Genomic DNA, 18,971 nt, shown 5'->3' with positions numbered 1-18,971 from the left:
AGCCCTATCATCTAGGGAATGGGGGTGCCGGATAATGAAATGGCTTGAGTTGTTTCCTGAGTCGCTAAAAATACTGCTGATGCATCTTCCTAGGCCGCTTTTAGAAACATTAGAAGAAGTTCGGATTCGCGAAGGAAGACCTCTCGAAATTAACACGAATGGGGAGCATTATTTTGTAACCCGGCTTTCTGTGCCCTCAAAAATACAGTCAGAAGCGTATTGTCCATCTAGGGAGGATACTCACCGATTTTTAGAAGTAATCAGTAATCATTCGCTGTACACCATGGAAGAAGAACTACGCAAAGGTTTCATAACGATCCCAGGCGGTCATCGAATTGGACTTGCTGGAAGAACGGTACTTAAAAACGGAAAAGTAGAACATTTAAGAGATATCAGCGGATTTAATGTTCGGATAGCCAAGGAGATAAACGGTGCAGCGGATCAGATTATTCCACATCTTATAGACCACCGAACTTCTCGAATCAAACATACGCTCATCGTTTCTTCTCCACAGCAAGGGAAAACGACACTGCTTCGAGATTTAGCTAGACAAATCAGTCATGGAAGCGAGAAAAGAAGAAGCTTTAAAGTGAGCATTGTGGACGAGCGTTCCGAAATTGCCGGGAGTTATAAAGGTGTTCCTACCTTCGATGTTGGACCAAGAACAGACGTTATGGATGCTTGTCCGAAAGCAGAAGGGATGATGATGCTGCTGAGATCCATGTCACCCGAAGTGCTGATTGTAGATGAGATCGGCAGAGAAGAAGATGCAGAAGCGATAAAAGAGGCACTGAATGCGGGTATTTCCGTCATTGCAAGCGCACATGCGAGGGATATGGCTGACCTGAGCAAACGCCCATTCATTAAGGAGCTAATTCAGGAAGAATTGTTTCAGCTGTACGTTATGATTGATCGCTTCGGTAAAAAAGTGACGTACAAACTGGCAGATAGCAAAAACAGAACCATACAGCAGCAAGGCATTACGAACGTAGGTGGTGCTCATGCTTAAACTGATAGGTGCACTGATGATCCTGCTTTCAGGAACTCTTCTAGGCATGTATCAAGCCAATCTTTTTGCTTCTAGGCCCAAGCAGATTAGAGAGCTTGTTCTTATCTTCCAACGCCTGCTGACGGAAATTAATTATAGTTATAGTCCGCTTGCCGATGCACTGCAAAAGATAGGATCGCAAGCGAGTAAACCACTCGGACGTCTTTTCATAGCAGCTGCAGAGCATATGAACTCTCCCAAAGGGCATTCGGCTAACGAAAGCTTTCATTATGCAATAGACAAATACTGGAGCCAGACGGCTATGAAACAACCAGAGAAAGACGTGATACTTCAGCTGAGTTTAAGTCTCGGGACAAGCGACAGAGAGGAACAAAATAAACACATTACGCTTGCCATCCAGCAATTGAATCATGAAGAAATCACGGCTCGGGAAGATCAACTGAAGTATGAAAAGATGAGCCGCAGTCTTGGTCTTCTGGTCGGGGCGCTGATCGTCATCCTGATCTTATAGTGAGGTGCCAGAGATGAATTTAGAAGTGAATGCGATTTTCCAAATCGCAGGTATCGGCATTATTATCGCCATGATTCATACGGTACTAAAGCAAATGGGAAAAGAAGATATGGCGCACTGGGTAACGTTAATCGGCTTTGTGGTGGTCTTATTTATGGTAATTCGAATGCTCGACAACTTGTTGCAGGAGATTAAATCTATTTTCCTTTTTCATTAAATAGAGCCTTATCTAAACAGGTGATTAGAAATGGAAATCATTCAAATCGTAGGACTTGGACTCATAGCGACCATTCTGATTCTTATAGTAAAAGAACAAAAGCCGCTGTTTGCTTTTCTAATTGCAACGACAGCAGGGATCCTAATCTTCATGTTTGTTATCGGTAAAATTGGTGCTGTGCTTCAGGTACTCGAGAGGATGGCCCAATCCTCCGGAATGGATGAGATCCATCTAAAAACAATACTGAAAATCATCGGTATTGCCTACATCGCAGAGTTTGGCGCACAAATTGTACGGGATGCGGGACAAGACAGCATTGCATCCAAAATTGAACTTGCCGGCAAAGTGCTGATTCTGGTACTAGCTGTACCCATTATCAGCATTATTATCGAAACAGTGATGAAGCTGTTGCCGGTATAAAGAGGTGGAGGAAGTAAGATGTGATGAAAAATTCCAGTGGTTCCCGCAATCAGATCGTGATTGTCACACTGATGTTGTGTTTTTTCTTTGCTCTTGCAAACCAGGTTTTTGCGGACTCCCCTGTAACCGACTGGGCAAACAAGCAAGTTGAGCAGCTACCGACAGAGCAGGTGGAACGGTACTGGCAGTCTCTTATTGATGAATACGGAGGATTTTTCCCGGAAGGCAAGTTGCCCTCTTTTATGGACATGCTGATGCCCGGCGGAGAAGGACTAAGTGTCAAAAATATGTTTGGAGCTATAGGTCAATATTTGTTACATGAAGTTCTCTTCAATGCAAAACTTCTCGTTACGATCATTATGCTAAACATCTTGAGTATGATTCTGGAAACACTGCAAACGGCCTTCGAAAAAAGTACGATCAGTAAAGTGGCTTACGCCATTTGTTATATGGTTATTATCGTAATTTCGATTAACAGCTTCAGTGTCGCCATTGGTTACGCCGAAGATGCAATTGATCGAATGATTAATTTTATGCTCGCTATGATTCCCTTACTGTTTGCCTTACTTGCATCTATGGGGAACATCGTTACCGTCAGTGTCACACATCCGCTTATTGTATTCATGATTCACACGATTGGAGTACTGATCTATAAAATCGTATTTCCGCTTTTGTTCTTCTCAGCTGTTCTGCACTTAGTCAGTTCTTTAACGGACAAGTATAAACTTACTCAGCTCGCCAACCTGCTTAGACTGATTGGAATTGGAGTGCTTGGAGTCGTACTAACTATTTTTCTAGGCGTTATCTCTGTTCAAGGGGCTACAAGTTCGGTTACAGATGGAGTTACGATTCGAGCAGCAAAGTATGTATCAGGCAATTTTGTTCCCGTCGTGGGAAAAGTTCTCGCAGATGCAACCGATACGGTCATTACCGCATCACTGCTAGTTAAAAATTCGATTGGTCTTGCGGGAGTCATTATTATTTTGTTCTTATGTGCATTCCCAGCTCTAAAAATTTTGACTCTCGCTTTTATATATAATCTCGCGGCAGCCCTAATGCAGCCCCTCGGCGATACACCGATCGTAGGATGTTTGCAGGCGATTGGCAAAAGTCTTATCTATGTCTTCGCAGCGCTTGCAGCGGTCAGTCTTATGTTTTTTCTTGCAATAACGATCATGCTGACAGCTGGAAATATGACCGTAATGTTGAGGTGATCCAAATGAAGAATCAGAGGTACCCTTCGGTTAGAGGACCTAATAACAAGAGAAGGTAAAAACGTACAGCACGGAGGTGGATGCAGTGGAATGGCTGAGCGGATGGTTACGAGAACTGATACTGGTCGTTTTACTGGCTACCTTTGTGGATATGCTGCTTCCGAATCGTTCCATGGAGCGGTATGTCAAGCTTGTACTGAGTTTACTTGTCTTGCTGACATTAATCACCCCCTTAATCAATCTGCTCAGCAGTGAACCAGATGCAAGACTTAAGGAAGCGCTTAGGGACTGGACTAAAGATGGGGGACAGACACAGGCGATGACACTGGATGACATCCTGGATGAAGGGGAAAAGCTCCAGAAGCAACAAGATATAAAGGCAAAAGAATGGGCGGCTAAAGAAGTAGCAGATCAGATCAAAGAGCAGATCGAACGAGAAACGGAGCTTCCGGTTGAATCGGTCAGCGTTATCCTTGGAACCGAGAAAAAAACGGAGAAAAGTGCTGAACTAACCTCCATCACCCGTGTAAAAGTCACGATGGGACAAAGTAAGGAAGATAGACAGGTAACGAGGAGCCCAGAAAACGGACCCATTGAAATTACTCCTGTAGATCAGAATCCCATTACAGTCCGAATATCTGATCCTGCAAAAGAAGAGGATGCACCTGAAGAGAAGCAATATGATTCAGAAGAAGCAATCTCTGTTATGACAGGAACAGCAGCAGATCAAATCACTTCTTTGATTGAAGGACAGTGGAAGGTCGATGCCAAACATATCATTATTTTGAAGCCTGAAAGCAGCGGAGAACTGTAAGCCTATTAAACCGGAAGGAGGAGCTGAAATGGGGAAACTGAGAAACAGTTTGAATAAATGGATTGGGTCTTCTGAAGAAGGATCAACAAAACGAACTCAAACCTTTCGGTGGTTAATTATTGTAGGCTTGATCGGTGTGGCTATCATCATTATTAGTTCTTTCATTAATGTGAAAGAGATCGATACAGAAAACGTGGGGAGAGAACCCCCGCTGGACAATAGTGTACAATCTGCTTTTGGTTCAACGGAAGGTGAGATGACCCCTTTTGATACCACCGAGCACGCTTTTGAATCCAAAATCAAAGGGATACTCGAACAAATTGTAGGCGTCGGTACGGTGGATGTCATGGTTACCATTGACTCTACAGAGGAGATTGTGGTCGAGAGAAACCGGCAGGACACACAGCAAAATACGGAGGAAACAGACGCAAATGGTGGGAAACGCAGTATAACTCAGTACACAAGAGATGGAGAAATTGTAACCTATGATATTTCAGGGGACCAAACTCCCATCATTACAAAGAAGATAAAACCTCAAATCCGTGGTGTACTTGTTGTTGCAAAAGGGGCAGAAAATAAGATTGTTAAAGATCTCATTACAGAAGCTATCGAAAAAGGATTAAACGTCGAATCCTATCGAATATCGGTTGTACCCAGGAAACAAGAGTAGATGAATAGACGCAAAGCTTCTCACCTATAGGTGGGAGATTTAAAAAAACTTAAATCATTTTGGGAGGAATAAAACAATGACTAACAAAAGACAAACGATATGGCTCGTGTCCATGCTGAGTCTAATGGTCGTACTTTCGGCGTACTATTTGTTCACAGAAGATACGGGGACATCTAGCCAGGTAGCAGAAACACAGCAAATCAAAGGTACCCCTAGTGATGCACAGGAAGCTTCCGCAAATAATCCGCTGGATGGACTTGTTGTGAACGAAGTCGTTACAGAAGGTCTGGTAACAGGGGAACAAATAGATGAGACCGGAGCTCCCGTTGCTCCTGATGCGGTCAAAGAAGAAGAAGTAACCTCAGAAAAAACGGATGAGGCAAAGACAGATGAAGAAGTATTAAAAGAAATGGAAGCTCAAAATACATCTGCTTCTGCTGCTAACATATTTGAGAATTATCAATGGGAGCGTACTGCTGAGAATTCCAGAATAGAAAGTGAACTGCTTGCAACAGCAGGCGATAATAGTAAAACACCGGAAGAGAATGCAAAAGCAGTGGAGCAATTGCGTATACTAGAAGAGAAAAATTCAAAGATTACTGGGATTGAAGAGCAGCTTTCTCAGCAATATACAAATGCAATAGTAGAAGAGGATAACGATCAATATAAAGTGGTAGTGATCAGCGAAAAACTGGAAGCTAAAGATGCAGTTACGATCGTTGATATGGTCATTAACGAGCTTGATGTAACACAAGATAAAGTTCGAGTACAGTATGTAAAAGAATAAACAGCGTGCTCACTTTTAGGAAAGAGCCTCGGGACAACGTTTCCGGGCTCTTTCCATTTTTAATGATTGTGATATAATACATAACGTTATCACTGTCCGAGTGAAGATGGCAGTATGCCGAAGGAGTGAACTATAATTAATGTTTAAATTAAATGAAATTAAAGAATTAATAAAGCTGATCGATGAAACTTCAGTGCAAGAGCTTGAGATTGAAAACGAAGGTTCTAAACTGACCATACGTAAGCCTGGCCCGACTGAATATGTACAAGCGCCAGTGAACGTAAGCACATATCCGCCTGCAACTCAGATGATGCAGCAAAATTATACACCTGGAAACCAAGCAGCGCCTGTTCAAGAACCATCTGAGAAGACGGAATCAAATTTACATAAGATTGTTTCGCCAATGGTTGGTACATTCTATTCTTCACCATCGCCAGAAGCAGCAGCCTTTGTAAGTCCAGGCAGCAAAGTGACGGAGAAAACAACGGTATGTATTGTGGAAGCAATGAAACTTATGAACGAGATTGAAGCGGACGTTAAAGGCGAGATCGTTGAAATTCTTGTACAAAATGGTCAACTTGTTGAATACGGTCAACCATTGTTCTTGGTTAAATCGGAGTAATCTCCTATTGGTGAACCACTCTGTAGTACGGTTTCATTAGAGTAAAGCTCCAAAGGAGGATATATAAATGAATTTCCAAAAAATATTGATTGCTAACCGTGGTGAGATTGCTGTTCGGATTATTCGTGCCTGTAAAGAACTTGGCATCTCAACGGTAGCTGTCTATTCAGAGGCGGATCGAGATGCACTGCATGTGCGACTTGCAGATGAAGCATACTGCATCGGACCTGTCCTTTCAAAAGAAAGTTATCTTAATATTACAAATATTATGAGTGTTGCAACCCTAACAGAATGTGATGCAATTCACCCTGGCTATGGTTTTTTAGCCGAGAATGCTGATTTTGCAGAAATTTGTGAGTCTTGCAATATATCGTTTATTGGCCCATCAGCAGAAGCTATTACCAAAATGGGAGACAAAGCGGTTGCAAAACAGACGATGCGAGATGCAGGTGTACCTGTTATTCCGGGATCTGATGGACTGGTTGAAGATTTAGATCAGGCAGTTATGATTGCCCGCGATATCGGCTATCCTATTATTATCAAAGCTACCGCAGGCGGCGGAGGTAAAGGGATTCGCATCGCAGAGGATGAAGAATCCCTTGTCAAACAAATTACAGCAGCTCAACAGGAAGCACAAAAAGCTTTCGGAAATGCTGGCGTTTATCTCGAGAAATTCTTAACAGGTATGAAACACGTAGAAATTCAAATCATTGCTGACAAGCATGGTAATGCAGTTCACTTAGGGGAAAGAGATTGCTCCATTCAGCGGAGAAGACAAAAGCTGATTGAAGAAGCTCCGTGTCCTATCCTAAGCGAAGAAACGCGTCAAAGTATGGGGGATGCTGCAGTCCGCGCTGCACTGGCTGTAAACTATGCTGGAGCAGGAACCCTTGAATTTTTGCTCAGCCCAGACGGGGATTTTTATTTCATGGAAATGAATACCCGTATTCAGGTAGAACATCCCGTTACAGAAATGGTTACAGGCGTCGATCTGATCAAAGAAATGATTTCTGTAATTGAAGGGAATCCGTTGTCCTTTACCCAGGAAGAAGTCATGATTAACGGATGGTCCATTGAATGCCGAATTAATGCAGAAGATCCAAGCCGTAATTTTATGCCTGCTCCAGGTAAAATCAATTTTTATTTGCCTCCTGGAGGTCCAGGAGTAAGAGTAGACAGCGCTGCGTACCAAGGTTATAACATCCCGCCATATTATGACTCTATGATTGCTAAATTGATTGTATGGGCTCCTACACGGGATGAGGCAATCAGCAAAATGAGACGTGCGCTTTCTGAGTTTGCGGTAGAAGGTATTCCTACTACGATACCATTCCATATGAGATTGCTTGAGCATCCGGTGTTTGGCAAAGGCGATTTTGATATTAAATTTTTGGAAGAAAACGAGATTTAATTGTCATAATAAGCTTGTTTGTCATAATGTCCAGCGAATGCTATAGTATGAATAATAAGTACGCGTGTCTTCTTGTGGACGTGAGGAAACTTAAACTTTGAGAGGTGTGTTGATATCATGAGCACATTGCCGACGGAATTCGAAAGAACTGAGATTGGTGAAATTCAGATTGCACCAGAAGTGATTGAAGTCATCGCGGGTCTTGCAACCGTTGAAGTCAGCGGCGTAGCAGGAATGAGCGGTGGATTCGCTGGCGGTTTTGCTGAACTGCTTGGTCGTAAAAATTTGTCCAAGGGTGTAAAAGTCGAGGTTGGCCAACGTGAGGCTGCAGTTGACGTTTCTGTGATCATCGAATATGGAAATCGTATTCCTGATGTAGCTTCTTCCATCCAACAAAATGTGAAACGCTCCATTGAAAACATGACAGGCTTAACTGTTGTGGAAGTCAATGTGCAGGTACATGATGTTCAGTTCAAAACGGCTGAACGTATGGATGACCAGACTGAGCTGACTCCACAGCGTGTGAAATAAAATAGTTGACCTAAACCCCCGGTGATCGCACCAGGGGTTTAGTCCTTCCTTTTTGATTGGATTAAAAGCTTTTTTTATTTGTTGATTGAGGAGGTTACTCTGTTCGTGGCTAAAATACTGGACAGGCTTTTGCTGTTTATCTACAGTTTAAGTGTTGGCATTATATCGGTACTGATAATCCTCCTTTTAAGCGGTCTTGCTCCTAATATTGTTCCGAGTCAGTATAATGAAATGACAACCATTATTGTTATTTCAGCTGCCGCTGTTCTGTTTTTACTTAGTATGCGGTTCTTCTATATTTCTGTTCGCAGAGACCAAGGTTCGCTGCCATCTGTTGATCAGCGGACGGAGTATGGCGATGTCCAGATTTCGATGGAAACGATTGAAAATCTGTGTTTGAAGGCCTCATCTAAATTCCGAAGTGTACGTGATGTAAAGTCTCGTATCCATGTTACGGAAGCGGGTCTAGAGATTACAATTCGTGCGATCGTTGACGGAGAAAGTTCGATTCCACAGCTGACCACAGAATTACAGAAAGCAATTCATGACTATGTACAAGAAATTACAGGAATCCCGGTATCTCATGTATCGGTATACATTGCTAATCTTGTGCAATCACCGAACTATAAGAGCCGAGTAGAATAGAGGTGACTCACGGATGCCGTGGAAAGAAATCTGGGAGAGTCATAGAGGTCGGATTATTGGAATTGCCGGAGGGTTACTTTTCGGTATTGTTTATTTGATGTTTGGATTTTGGGATATGTTGTTCTTTGCACTCGTGGTGTTTATCGGATATACGCTTGGCAGAAGAAGTGATGAGAGATTACCCATCGTTTTTCCTTGGAGAAACTGGATGGGATATCTATCTGAACGCTGGCGTCCATTCAAATAAGACCTGTGATATGCTATTTTTGCCAAAAAGAGCTGCAGTTTCTTCATGTCCATTTTTGGGAAAAATCAGCATGCCATAGGTTTTTTTTGTGTAAAGAATAAGGATAATAGGTTATGTATATGAGAAAGAAGCAGGAGGCAGGAAATGAAAAGACGTTTGGCGAGGGAATTTGTAGTACAAAGTCTGTATTCAATGGAAATGAACGCTGTGGAGGCTGAGCAAGCAGTAAATATGCTGTTTAATGAAGCCGCGGAAGAGAATGAAGGAGAAGTTGAAGTTAAGAGTGAAGATGCAATGCGTGCCTACGTACTTGAGCATGTTCGTGGGGTATGGGAAACTAAAGATGCACTCGATAAACTTCTTGTCGATTATCTGAAAGGGTGGCAAGTAAGCCGTTTATCCAGAGTTGATCGTCAAATTTTGAGATTGGCAGCTTATGAGATGTTGTATCGTGAAGATGTACCAGCAAAAGTATCCGTTAACGAGGCGATCGAGTTGTCCAAGCATTTTGGTACAGTTGAATCCGGTAAGTTCGTTAATGGTGTACTTGGAAAAATGATTCAAGATATTGATACTTTGAAATCAAACCTCTAGTCAAATCAAGGGAGAGAAGAGACATGACGGCAACGATTATTAGCGGAAAACAAGTATCTGAAGAAATTCGTAGAGGAATAACAGAAGAAGTGGCACAGCTGAAAGAACAAAATGTTGTTCCAGGGCTTGCTGTAGTTCTTGTTGGAGAAGACCCGGCTTCACAAGTTTATGTACGCAATAAGGAAAAAGCGTGCTATGATCTTGGTTTCTATTCTGAAGTACACCGCCTTTCTGCAGATACGTCTGAAGAAGAGCTTCTTGCACTAGTTGATCGATTGAACCGTCAGATGAGTATTAATGGAATTTTGGTGCAATTGCCTCTACCGGGGCATATTGACGAGAAGAAAGTGATAAATGCAATTTCCGTGGACAAAGATGTAGATGGATTCCATCCTATCAATGTTGGTAATTTGGTGATTGGAGACGACAGTTTACTTCCTTGTACGCCGGCAGGAGTTATTGAACTTATCAAGCGTACAGGACTAGAAATTAGCGGGAAACATGCAGTTGTTATTGGTCGCAGTAACATTGTAGGTAAACCGGTATCTCTGCTTTTACAACGCGAAAATGCTACAGTGACCATGTGTCATTCACGGACAGCGAATATGCGGGAACTAGCAAAGCAAGCAGATATCCTTGTTGTGGCCATTGGACGTGCTAATTTCATTGACGCAAGTTATATTAAAGAAGGCGCGGTTGTCATCGACGTAGGCATGAATCGTCTAGAAACCGGTAAACTCGCAGGCGACGTTGATTTTGAAAGTGCAAAAGAAGTATCGGGTGCGATTACACCTGTTCCAGGCGGAGTAGGTCCGATGACAATTACGATGCTCATGCAAAATACGCTGCTTTCTGCAAAACGTGCCCATGGCCTGAATTAAAAAGGAGTGTTCTGATGGCAGAACAGCGAATTTACTCTATAAAAGATATCAATCGGTATATTCGAATGAAGATGGATTCAGATAACCTGTTGTCTAGTGTATGGATTCGCGGGGAAATATCGAATTTTACGCATCATTCGAGCGGTCATATGTACTTTACCCTGAAAGATGAAGGAAGCCGTATTAAGTCAATTATGTTTGCAACACATAATCGACGACTTCCCTTCATCCCGAAGGAAGGAGCGAGAGTAATCGCTCAAGGAAATATCACCGTATTTGAACGAGATGGACAATATCAATTTTATGCAACCCAAATGCAGCCTGACGGTATCGGCAGTCTGTATTTGGCTTATGAACAATTAAAAAAGAAATTAGAGCAGGAAGGTCTTTTTGCTGCGCAGCGCAAACGTCCTTTGCCACGATATCCAAAAACGATTGGCGTAATCACCTCACCGACTGGTGCAGCAGTGAGAGATATTATTACCACCATCACTCGCCGCTATCCACTTGCTGAGGTTATTTTATATCCTGTGGTTGTGCAAGGTAAGGCTGCTGCGGCATCAATCGTAAGAGCCCTTCGCGCGGTGAATCAAATGGCAGAGGCAGATGTGGTTATTGTAGGACGCGGAGGTGGTTCCTTAGAGGAACTGTGGGCATTTAATGAGGAGATTGTCGCAAGAGCGATTACGGAGTCAGTAATTCCGGTTATCTCAGCGGTAGGTCATGAAACCGATTTTACAATTGCTGATTTTGCCGCAGATGTTCGTGCAGCAACTCCAACAGCAGCGGCAGAAATTGCCGTTCCGCACCAATTGGAACTTAAAGACCAAGTTGACGTTATGAAGCGTAGGCTCAAGCAAAGTTTGATGACGAGAGCAAGACATGGAAGAGAACGTCTAAATCAGTTATCCCGTTCATCCGTGCTTGTAAACCCAAGCCGTTCTCTGATTCAGCACACAGAGCGATTAGATCAGTTAACCATGAGACTTTCACGATCTACAGATTCTAAGCTGCGCTTTGCGCGTGAAAAACAAGAACGGATGAAGATATCTCTGTCCAGATTTAATCCTTCAGACCAAGTTGCCGCAGCTCAGAAGCAGGTTGTACAAAACCGAAGACAGCTCGAGGCTGCAATGCGGATTCAAATAAAAGAAACACGTCAGAAGCTAGGATCAAATCTTCGGCATCTGGACGCATTAAGTCCTTTGAAGGTAATGTCGAGAGGCTATAGCCTTGTCTATAATGAGGACGAAAAACAGCTTGTGAAATCAACCAACGATGTATTACTAGGTGATGTAATTAAGATCAAGCTGAGTGATGGCGGACTCTCCTGTCAAGTGTGGGAAATAAAGGAGGATAATAAGGATGACAAATGAAGCAGAACTCAGTTTTGAAGCAGCGATGGCTGAACTCGAAGTAGTGGTTAACCAGCTCGAACGGGGTGATGTTCCGTTGGAACAAGCGATTGAGCTATTCCAACGTGGAATGAAGCTGTCTCAGCTCTGTAATCATAAGCTTGAGCAAGTAGAACGAAAAATTGAAATTATAGTTGAAGAAGATGGGGCTTACCGAAAACAAGCATTTGGTGGCATGGAAGAAGAGGGCGGTGTCTCTCTGTGACGAGACCTTCCGTAGAACTCTATATCCAGAACATCGCTGACATACTCATGAATGAACTTGAACATGTTATACCGGCCGATTGGGATGTACCAACACATCTAAAAGATTCCATGATGTACTCGCTTATGGCCGGCGGAAAAAGACTACGCCCTGTACTGGTGATTGCAGCTACAGAAGCCTTTGGAGTCGATCGTAAAGCGGCACTACCGGTAGCCGCTGCCGTAGAAATGGTGCATACCTATTCACTTATTCATGATGATCTTCCGGCAATGGATAATGATGATTATCGCAGAGGGAGACTCACGAATCATAAAGTGTACGGGGAAGCTATGGCAATTCTTGCGGGAGATGCGCTGTTAACGCATGCTTTTTACAGTATCATTCAGTCCGGTAGAAAGTATGGCATCCCTGCGGATCGTTTGCTTGATATCGTTGAAGACTTATCTGAGTATGCGGGTGCACGAGGAATGGTCGGCGGTCAGGTTGCAGATATGGAAGGTGAGCAAGGAATGACCTCTATGTCTCAATTAGAATATATCCATCTTCACAAAACTGGAGATTTAATGATGTTTTCACTTGTAGCGGGAGGTCGGATCGCGGGAGCAAATGAAAAACAACTTCAAGCTTTACGTATTTTTGGACGAGATTTGGGACTTGCTTTTCAGATACAGGACGATATTCTTGATCTGATCGGTGATGAACAGAAACTCGGAAAGAAAACACAGAGTGATGTTGCTCAGCAAAAGGTAACTTACCCCTACTTTATCGGAATGGAAGAATCCGTAGCTGAAGTGAAACGCCTCACACAATCGGCAAAGGATGCTCTTATTCAAGGGGGAATTCCTGACCCGAGGCGTCTATTTGAAATAGCAGATTATCTCATGAAACGGGATCATTAAATGAAAATCGCCTAAATTCATGATCTGAAAATGACGAAATTTATGATTTAGGTTGTGATGTGATATAATGAAGACTATGTTTGGAGATACTTATCAAAAATTTATGAAGGAAAGCGGGGATTTACGTGCTGCTTCCACAAATTAAGGAACCTAACGATCTGAAATCATTGTCTGTGGATGAACTAGGCTCTCTATCTGAAGAGATACGTCAATTTCTCATTGAGAAGCTATCATACACAGGGGGGCATCTGGCGCCGAATTTGGGAGTGGTAGAGCTCACGGTTGCCCTGCATTACTGCTATAACAGTCCACAAGATAAAATGATATATGATGTTGGTCATCAATCTTATGTTCATAAGGTACTTACAGGCCGGATGGATCGATTCGATACGCTTCGCAAATATAAGGGAATGTCTGGATTTGTGAAACGAAACGAAAGTGAGCACGACGTCTGGGAAGCCGGTCACAGCAGTACTTCACTGTCCGCTGCCATGGGGATGGCATATGCTAGAGATCTAAAAGGCGAAGACAATAAGGTTATTGCGATTATTGGTGATGGCGCATTAACAGGCGGTATGGCTTTTGAAGCACTGAATCATATCGGTCATGAACAGAAAAAAATGATGGTTATATTAAATGATAATGAAATGTCTATTGCACCTAATGTAGGGGCTATGCATAATTACTTGAGTAAAATTCGTTCGGACCGTCATTATTTGAAAGCTAAAGATGAAGTCGAATATTTATTAAATAAAATTCCTGCTATCGGCGGAAGATTAGCTAAATCAGCTGGATGGCTAAAAGATAGTCTTAAATATATGATGGTACCCGGTGTTCTTTTTGAAGAGCTAGGTTTTACTTATCTTGGACCTGTTGATGGTCATGATCTGCCGAAACTTATTGAAACATTTAAACAAGCAGATAATGTAAATGGTCCGGTTCTTGTTCATGCAGTAACAACCAAAGGTAAAGGTTATAAACCAGCAGAAGCCGATTCTGTTAAATGGCATGGTATTTCCCCATATAAGATTGAATCAGGGCAAGTCCTGAAATCAGTGGGAAATCCGATGTATACCGATATATTTGGTCAAACTCTTATTGAACTTGCAAAACAGGATGAGCGAATTGTAGCTGTGACTCCTGCCATGCCGGGCGGTTCAGGACTTATACCATTTAGTAAAGAGTTCCCTGACCGGATGGTCGATGTAGGAATTGCCGAACAGCATGCGGCAACGATGTGTGCATCGCTTGCTATGGAGGGGCTTAAACCTGTATTTGCTGTTTATTCAACCTTCATGCAAAGAGCATATGATCAAATCGTACATGATATTTGCCGGCATAATGCCAATGTCATGTTTGCTATTGACCGTGCCGGTTTCGTAGGACCCGATGGGGAGACTCACCAAGGTGTCTATGATGTGGCTTTCATGCGTCATATTCCGAATATTGTAATCATGATGCCTAAGGATGAGAATGAACTTAGACATATGATGAAGACGGCACTGGAATATAATGATGGACCGATTGCTTACCGCTATCCTAGGCTTAATGTTGTCGGTGTTCCGATGGATCAGGAACTGAAGACGATTCCAATTGGTTCGTGGGAAACACTTAGACAAGGTGAGAAATACAGCATCATTTCTGCTGGCCCTATGATTCAGGTAGCGGAAGAAGCTGCGGAAATGCTGAAACGAGATGGCATGCAGGTAAGTGTAATTAATGCCCGATTCTTCAAACCACTGGATCATGAACTCCTAATGGAGCTTGCTCAAAATGATACGAAAATGATTGTACTTGAAGAAGCTTGTGAAGCAGGCAGTCTCGGAAGTAGCATACTTGAATTTTTCTCCCAAAAAGGAATGTATGAAGCGAAAGTTCATCTTATGGGGATTCCCGATTTGTTTGTTGAACACGGCAGTGTGAAGGAACAACGGGAAGAGGTAGGTCTTACGGCAGAATCAGTGTGTGAGGAAATGCGCAAACTGAAGTTGCAATATGCTTATGATCTTCCAAAAACAAGTCTGCCTTCCTGAGCCCATCACTTAAATATTTTGGAACAGGAGAAACTCATGTCAGTCCCTAAAGAACGAATTGATATATTATTGGTTGAACAAGGATTTTATGCAAGCCGTGAAAAAGCAAAAGCCGCCATTATGGCGGGGCTTGTTCTGGCGGATGAAGAACGGATCGAGAAACCAGGAATGAAAGTTCCTAGGGAGTCCGTCATAAAAGTAAAAGGTGCAGTGCATCCTTACGTGGGCCGCGGGGGTTTGAAGCTGGAAAAAGCAATCAAACACTTCGATCTGAACATGGAAGGAAGAACGATGCTCGATATTGGTTCGTCTACTGGCGGATTCACCGATTGTGCTCTGCAGCATGGCGCTGCTCATGTGTATGCAATTGACGTGGGTTATAATCAGCTGGATTGGTCATTACGTAATGATCCGCGCGTAACAGTGATGGAAAGAACCAATTTCAGATACGTAACTCCTGAAGATCTTGCAGGCCCTGTACCTGATGTGGCGAGTATTGATGTATCTTTTATTTCCTTAAAAATCATTCTTCCTCCGCTGCTGAATCTGCTTAAGCAACCCGCAGATATTGCTGCACTGATCAAGCCGCAGTTTGAGGCTGGTCGTGAGAAGGTTCCTAAAACGGGTGTTGTACGAGAGCCTAAAGTGCATGCAGAAGTGCTGCATTCCATTATTGCATATGGAAAGGAACTCGGCCTTGAACTCCAAGATCTCACCTTCTCTCCAATTACAGGAGGCGAAGGGAATATTGAGTTTCTTGCACACTGGAGATTGAATCCTCCTGAGATGAGGACAGAATCATCCATAGATACAGATGCTTTGATACAGTCTATTGTGAAACAAGCATCGAATACATTTACCTGAAACTCATCTTCGGATGAGTTTCTTTTACTGAAAAGGGATACTGACCGATTAACCACTACAGGAAATTGAACATCGTTCACGAATATTTTCTGTAGAGGTGGTTTCATGGAAGGTCAGTATGACAAAGTGGTTATCGCTTTTTTTGGTTTAACCGTGATGATTTGGATATTATATGGTGTACGTAAATGGCTTCAAGACCCAGCGCCTGAACATATGCCGGATCTTGTATTAAACGAAGAAATTCAGGAACATCCAGCGCTTCGCATATTAGAGAGAGAAGGATATGAAGTAATTGGCGGGAAATTAAAGGTTCCGCTTTCTTTTCAGGTGGATCAAAATACGCTTTACAGCAGATTATTTATTGATTATGTAGCTGAGAAGGATGACGAGGTTTATATCGTTAAAATATCCCGAAGCCGGATGCCCGTTGAATGGACTGGGTCAGGGATTAGAGATCGAATGCTTCTGTATCTGTTGCTATATCCAACCTGTGATGGTCTTCTTTATGTGGATACAGTGGAAGATACAGTCAAGCGCATATCATTACTGGATGAAGATGATTATTTGTATGATCCAGGCGATGAGTAAACATGAATAATAAAGAGCACGACAATTGGAGGCATGTATGAAAGGGCAACGACATATTAAAATTCGCGAAATCATCAGTCAAAATGACATCGAAACACAGGACGAGCTGGTGGAAGCACTGCGTAAGTCTGGATATCAGGTAACGCAAGCTACCGTCTCAAGAGATATTAAAGAACTTCTTCTTATAAAGGTACCTACAGAAGATGGCAGATATAAATACTCTTTACCGACGGACCAAAGATATAACCCGGGCCAAAAATTAAAGCGGGCTTTAGTCGATAATTTTCTTAGTATTGATCACACAACGAATCTTGTGGTTATGAAGTTCCTTCCTGGGACAGCAAATTCGGTGGCAGCGCTCCTTGATAACATTGAATGGCCGGAAATTATGGGGACGATCAGCGGTGATGATACCATTCTTGTGATTTGCCGAACGGAAGAAAACAGTAAGTCATTCATTAATCAAATCATGGGATATATTTCGTAAATGATAATAAAAAGTGAGCGAACATACGTTTCTTTTTCGGAGAAAATAGTGTAAAGTATAAACAAAGATGAAAAAAGCAACGGACATTCCTGAGTAATTTTGGGAACATAAATACACGTAATTCACATGATCATCGGAGGTGCAATGCTGTGCTTTCTACACTATCTATTCGAAATTTAGCAGTTGTTGAAGCTGTGGATGTCCATTTCCATTCGGGATTTCATGTACTTACTGGGGAAACGGGCGCAGGTAAATCAATTATTATAGATGCACTTGGTCTTATTGCTGGAGGTCGAGGATCTGCTGATCTCATACGATATGGCTGTGATAAAGCGGAAATGGAAGCGATGTTTGAACTTCCAGGATTTCACCCCGTATGGCAGACATTATCGGGGCTTGGTATCCAGGCTAAACCAGATGAACATTTGATTATACGCCGCGAACTCATATCAACAGGGAAAAGTGTATCTCGAATCAATGGACAACTAGTAAACTTGACCATGTTACGTGAGGTTGGAGAACAGCTCATTAATATCCATGGACAACATGAACATCAAAGTTTATTGCGGGCAGAGAAGCATCTAGGTCTGCTCGATACATATGGAGAAAGTATCATTGGTCCGATAAAGCTGAAATATACAGAGCAATATAAAGCATTTGTAAAAGTAGAAAAAGAAGTTCGTCAGCTTCAAGAGTCAAGCCAAAAAGCCTATCAATTACTTGATATGTATCGGTTCCAGTTAGAAGAAATTGCTGCTGCTAACTTGGAACCGGGCGAGGATGAATTACTGCATGAAGAAAAGGTCAAACTATCCCATAGCGAAAAAATGATGGATTCCGTTGCAGGAGCTTATGATATTCTCCAAGGGTCTCAGGGGCTAGAGGCGGTTAGTTACGCGATCTCTAAGCTTGAAGACATAAGCGGATATGACCAAAAAGGGATTAAACCTATATTAGACCAGCTTCAGTCTGCTTTTTATCAATTAGAAGATGCTGCTTTTCAGCTTCGCGGGTATCGTGATGATATTGAATTTAACCCAGCAAGACTTGGTGAAGTGGAAGAACGATTGAATATGATTACCGGATTAAAGCGCAAATACGGAGACAACGTGGAGTCTATTCTCCAATATTATGCCCAAATCGAACGGGAAACGGATCAACTTGAAAATAAAGATGAGCGCATGGAAAAATTACTCGCTGAACGTGATCGTTACTTGGCAGAATTACTCATCACAGCAGAAAAAATGAGTCTGGCTCGTAAGAAATGTGCAGAAGAGCTATCCGAAAAAGTGGAACGAGAACTAAAGGATTTACAGATGGAACGAACATCCATGAGGGCTCAGATTTCTGTTGTAGAAGATCCTCGCGGAGTGGAATGGAATGGTCAGCGGATTCGAATTACGAAACAAGGAATTGACAGTGTAGAATTTCTGATATCCGCAAATCCGGGCGAACCCCTTAGACCTCTAGGTAAAATCGCCTCTGGTGGTGAGATGTCGCGAATTATGCTTGCCCTTAAGAGCATCTTTGCAAGACATGATCAAATCCCTGTATTGATCTTTGATGAAGTCGATACCGGAGTAAGCGGAAGAGCAGCTCAATCCATTGCCGAAAAATTGTTCCTTCTATCCTCCACTTGTCAGGTTTTTTCAATTACACATTTACCACAAGTGGCTTGTATGGCAGATCATCAATATTTAATCGAGAAAAAAGTGCACGATGAACGGACAATGACACAGGTCGAGGAACTTTCTGAAGAGGGACGGATTATGGAGCTTGCAAGAATGCTTGGCGGTGTTGAAATTACAGAAAAAACAAGACATCATGCACAAGAAATGCTTAAACTTGCGGAAGCCAAAAAAGGGGCTGAAGTACTTACGGAGCAATGATTGACAGTAATAAAAGAC

The 18,971-nt window shown here is 42.5% G+C and carries 23 protein-coding genes; all 23 read left to right on the top strand.

Translation table 11 applies throughout. The features are described 5' to 3' along the window. Positions 1-34: 34 nt before the first annotated feature. The 23 genes from spoIIIAA (at position 35) to recN (ending at position 18,953) form a co-directional block, all read left to right on the top strand. The gene (gene spoIIIAA, locus ACWPWY_RS12075; RefSeq protein WP_454191913.1) at positions 35-1,009 is read left to right on the top strand and encodes a stage III sporulation protein AA; all 975 of its coding nucleotides are present in this window, start codon (positions 35-37) and stop codon (positions 1,007-1,009) included. Further along, positions 1,002-1,520: a stage III sporulation protein SpoIIIAB gene (gene spoIIIAB / locus ACWPWY_RS12070; protein WP_454191912.1), complete on the top strand. Its 519-nt coding sequence runs from the start codon at positions 1,002-1,004 to the stop codon at positions 1,518-1,520. Before spoIIIAA ends, spoIIIAB begins: the two co-directional genes overlap by 8 nt. Before the next feature lie 13 nt (positions 1,521-1,533). After that, the gene (spoIIIAC, locus tag ACWPWY_RS12065; RefSeq protein ID WP_191799151.1) at positions 1,534-1,737 is read left to right on the top strand and encodes a stage III sporulation protein AC; all 204 of its coding nucleotides are present in this window, start codon (positions 1,534-1,536) and stop codon (positions 1,735-1,737) included. A 30-nt stretch (positions 1,738-1,767) separates the two neighbouring features. Continuing rightward, a complete protein-coding gene (gene spoIIIAD, locus ACWPWY_RS12060; RefSeq protein WP_454191911.1) occupies positions 1,768-2,157 on the top strand; it encodes a stage III sporulation protein AD in 390 nt (129 codons plus the stop codon). 23 nt (positions 2,158-2,180) lie between these two features. Further along, positions 2,181-3,371 carry a stage III sporulation protein AE gene (spoIIIAE, locus tag ACWPWY_RS12055; RefSeq protein ID WP_454192871.1) on the top strand — a complete coding sequence of 397 codons (1,191 nt, stop codon included), beginning with the start codon at positions 2,181-2,183 and terminating at the stop codon, positions 3,369-3,371. Between the two features lie 85 nt (positions 3,372-3,456). Beyond that, a complete protein-coding gene (gene spoIIIAF, locus ACWPWY_RS12050; RefSeq protein WP_454191910.1) occupies positions 3,457-4,185 on the top strand; it encodes a stage III sporulation protein AF in 729 nt (242 codons plus the stop codon). A 28-nt stretch (positions 4,186-4,213) separates the two neighbouring features. After that, positions 4,214-4,855, top strand: a complete 642-nt coding sequence (gene spoIIIAG / locus ACWPWY_RS12045) for a stage III sporulation protein AG (protein ID WP_454191909.1) — start codon at positions 4,214-4,216, stop codon at positions 4,853-4,855. A gap of 76 nt (positions 4,856-4,931) precedes the next feature. After that, positions 4,932-5,642: a SpoIIIAH-like family protein gene (locus ACWPWY_RS12040; protein ID WP_454191908.1), complete on the top strand. Its 711-nt coding sequence runs from the start codon at positions 4,932-4,934 to the stop codon at positions 5,640-5,642. A 139-nt stretch (positions 5,643-5,781) separates the two neighbouring features. Further along, on the top strand, positions 5,782-6,264 hold the full coding sequence (accB, locus tag ACWPWY_RS12035) for an acetyl-CoA carboxylase biotin carboxyl carrier protein (RefSeq protein ID WP_454191907.1): 483 nt from the start codon (positions 5,782-5,784) through the stop codon (positions 6,262-6,264). A gap of 67 nt (positions 6,265-6,331) precedes the next feature. After that, complete coding sequence (accC, locus tag ACWPWY_RS12030; RefSeq protein WP_454191906.1) at positions 6,332-7,675, top strand: acetyl-CoA carboxylase biotin carboxylase subunit; 1,344 nt, start codon at positions 6,332-6,334, stop codon at positions 7,673-7,675. A 117-nt stretch (positions 7,676-7,792) separates the two neighbouring features. Then, positions 7,793-8,206, top strand: coding sequence for an Asp23/Gls24 family envelope stress response protein (locus ACWPWY_RS12025; protein WP_191799159.1), 414 nt, complete (start codon positions 7,793-7,795; stop codon positions 8,204-8,206). A 105-nt stretch (positions 8,207-8,311) separates the two neighbouring features. Continuing rightward, the gene (amaP, locus tag ACWPWY_RS12020; RefSeq protein ID WP_454191905.1) at positions 8,312-8,851 is read left to right on the top strand and encodes an alkaline shock response membrane anchor protein AmaP; all 540 of its coding nucleotides are present in this window, start codon (positions 8,312-8,314) and stop codon (positions 8,849-8,851) included. Positions 8,852-8,864: 13 nt separating this feature from the next. Next, entirely contained in the window at positions 8,865-9,098 is a 234-nt protein-coding gene (locus tag ACWPWY_RS12015; RefSeq protein WP_454191904.1) for a DUF2273 domain-containing protein, read from the top strand. 144 nt (positions 9,099-9,242) lie between these two features. Further along, positions 9,243-9,692 (top strand): transcription antitermination factor NusB, encoded by a 450-nt coding sequence (gene nusB / locus ACWPWY_RS12010; protein WP_454191903.1) that lies wholly within the window; start codon positions 9,243-9,245, stop codon positions 9,690-9,692. A 23-nt stretch (positions 9,693-9,715) separates the two neighbouring features. Next, positions 9,716-10,573, top strand: coding sequence for a bifunctional methylenetetrahydrofolate dehydrogenase/methenyltetrahydrofolate cyclohydrolase FolD (folD, locus tag ACWPWY_RS12005; RefSeq protein ID WP_454191902.1), 858 nt, complete (start codon positions 9,716-9,718; stop codon positions 10,571-10,573). Positions 10,574-10,587: 14 nt separating this feature from the next. Then, positions 10,588-11,949, top strand: a complete 1,362-nt coding sequence (gene xseA, locus ACWPWY_RS12000) for an exodeoxyribonuclease VII large subunit (RefSeq protein WP_454191901.1) — start codon at positions 10,588-10,590, stop codon at positions 11,947-11,949. Further along, the gene (gene xseB, locus ACWPWY_RS11995; protein ID WP_332085294.1) at positions 11,939-12,193 is read left to right on the top strand and encodes an exodeoxyribonuclease VII small subunit; all 255 of its coding nucleotides are present in this window, start codon (positions 11,939-11,941) and stop codon (positions 12,191-12,193) included. The genes xseA and xseB overlap by 11 nt, the downstream gene beginning before the upstream one ends. Then, positions 12,190-13,092: a polyprenyl synthetase family protein gene (locus tag ACWPWY_RS11990; RefSeq protein ID WP_454191900.1), complete on the top strand. Its 903-nt coding sequence runs from the start codon at positions 12,190-12,192 to the stop codon at positions 13,090-13,092. Before xseB ends, ACWPWY_RS11990 begins: the two co-directional genes overlap by 4 nt. A gap of 125 nt (positions 13,093-13,217) precedes the next feature. After that, the gene (dxs, locus tag ACWPWY_RS11985) at positions 13,218-15,125 is read left to right on the top strand and encodes a 1-deoxy-D-xylulose-5-phosphate synthase (protein ID WP_454191899.1); all 1,908 of its coding nucleotides are present in this window, start codon (positions 13,218-13,220) and stop codon (positions 15,123-15,125) included. Positions 15,126-15,161: 36 nt separating this feature from the next. Then, entirely contained in the window at positions 15,162-15,989 is an 828-nt protein-coding gene (locus tag ACWPWY_RS11980; protein ID WP_454191898.1) for a TlyA family RNA methyltransferase, read from the top strand. A gap of 105 nt (positions 15,990-16,094) precedes the next feature. Further along, positions 16,095-16,577, top strand: a complete 483-nt coding sequence (locus ACWPWY_RS11975) for a hypothetical protein (protein ID WP_454191897.1) — start codon at positions 16,095-16,097, stop codon at positions 16,575-16,577. 37 nt (positions 16,578-16,614) lie between these two features. Beyond that, a complete protein-coding gene (gene ahrC, locus ACWPWY_RS11970; RefSeq protein WP_160033425.1) occupies positions 16,615-17,064 on the top strand; it encodes a transcriptional regulator AhrC/ArgR in 450 nt (149 codons plus the stop codon). 149 nt (positions 17,065-17,213) lie between these two features. Further along, a complete protein-coding gene (recN, locus tag ACWPWY_RS11965) occupies positions 17,214-18,953 on the top strand; it encodes a DNA repair protein RecN (RefSeq protein WP_454191896.1) in 1,740 nt (579 codons plus the stop codon). Positions 18,954-18,971: the final 18 nt, after the last annotated feature.

It is taken from the genome of Paenibacillus sp. Marseille-Q7038 (genome assembly GCF_965111595.1).
Note: the sequence above shows the minus strand (reverse complement) of the source record. Positions and strands in the feature narration are given on the sequence as shown.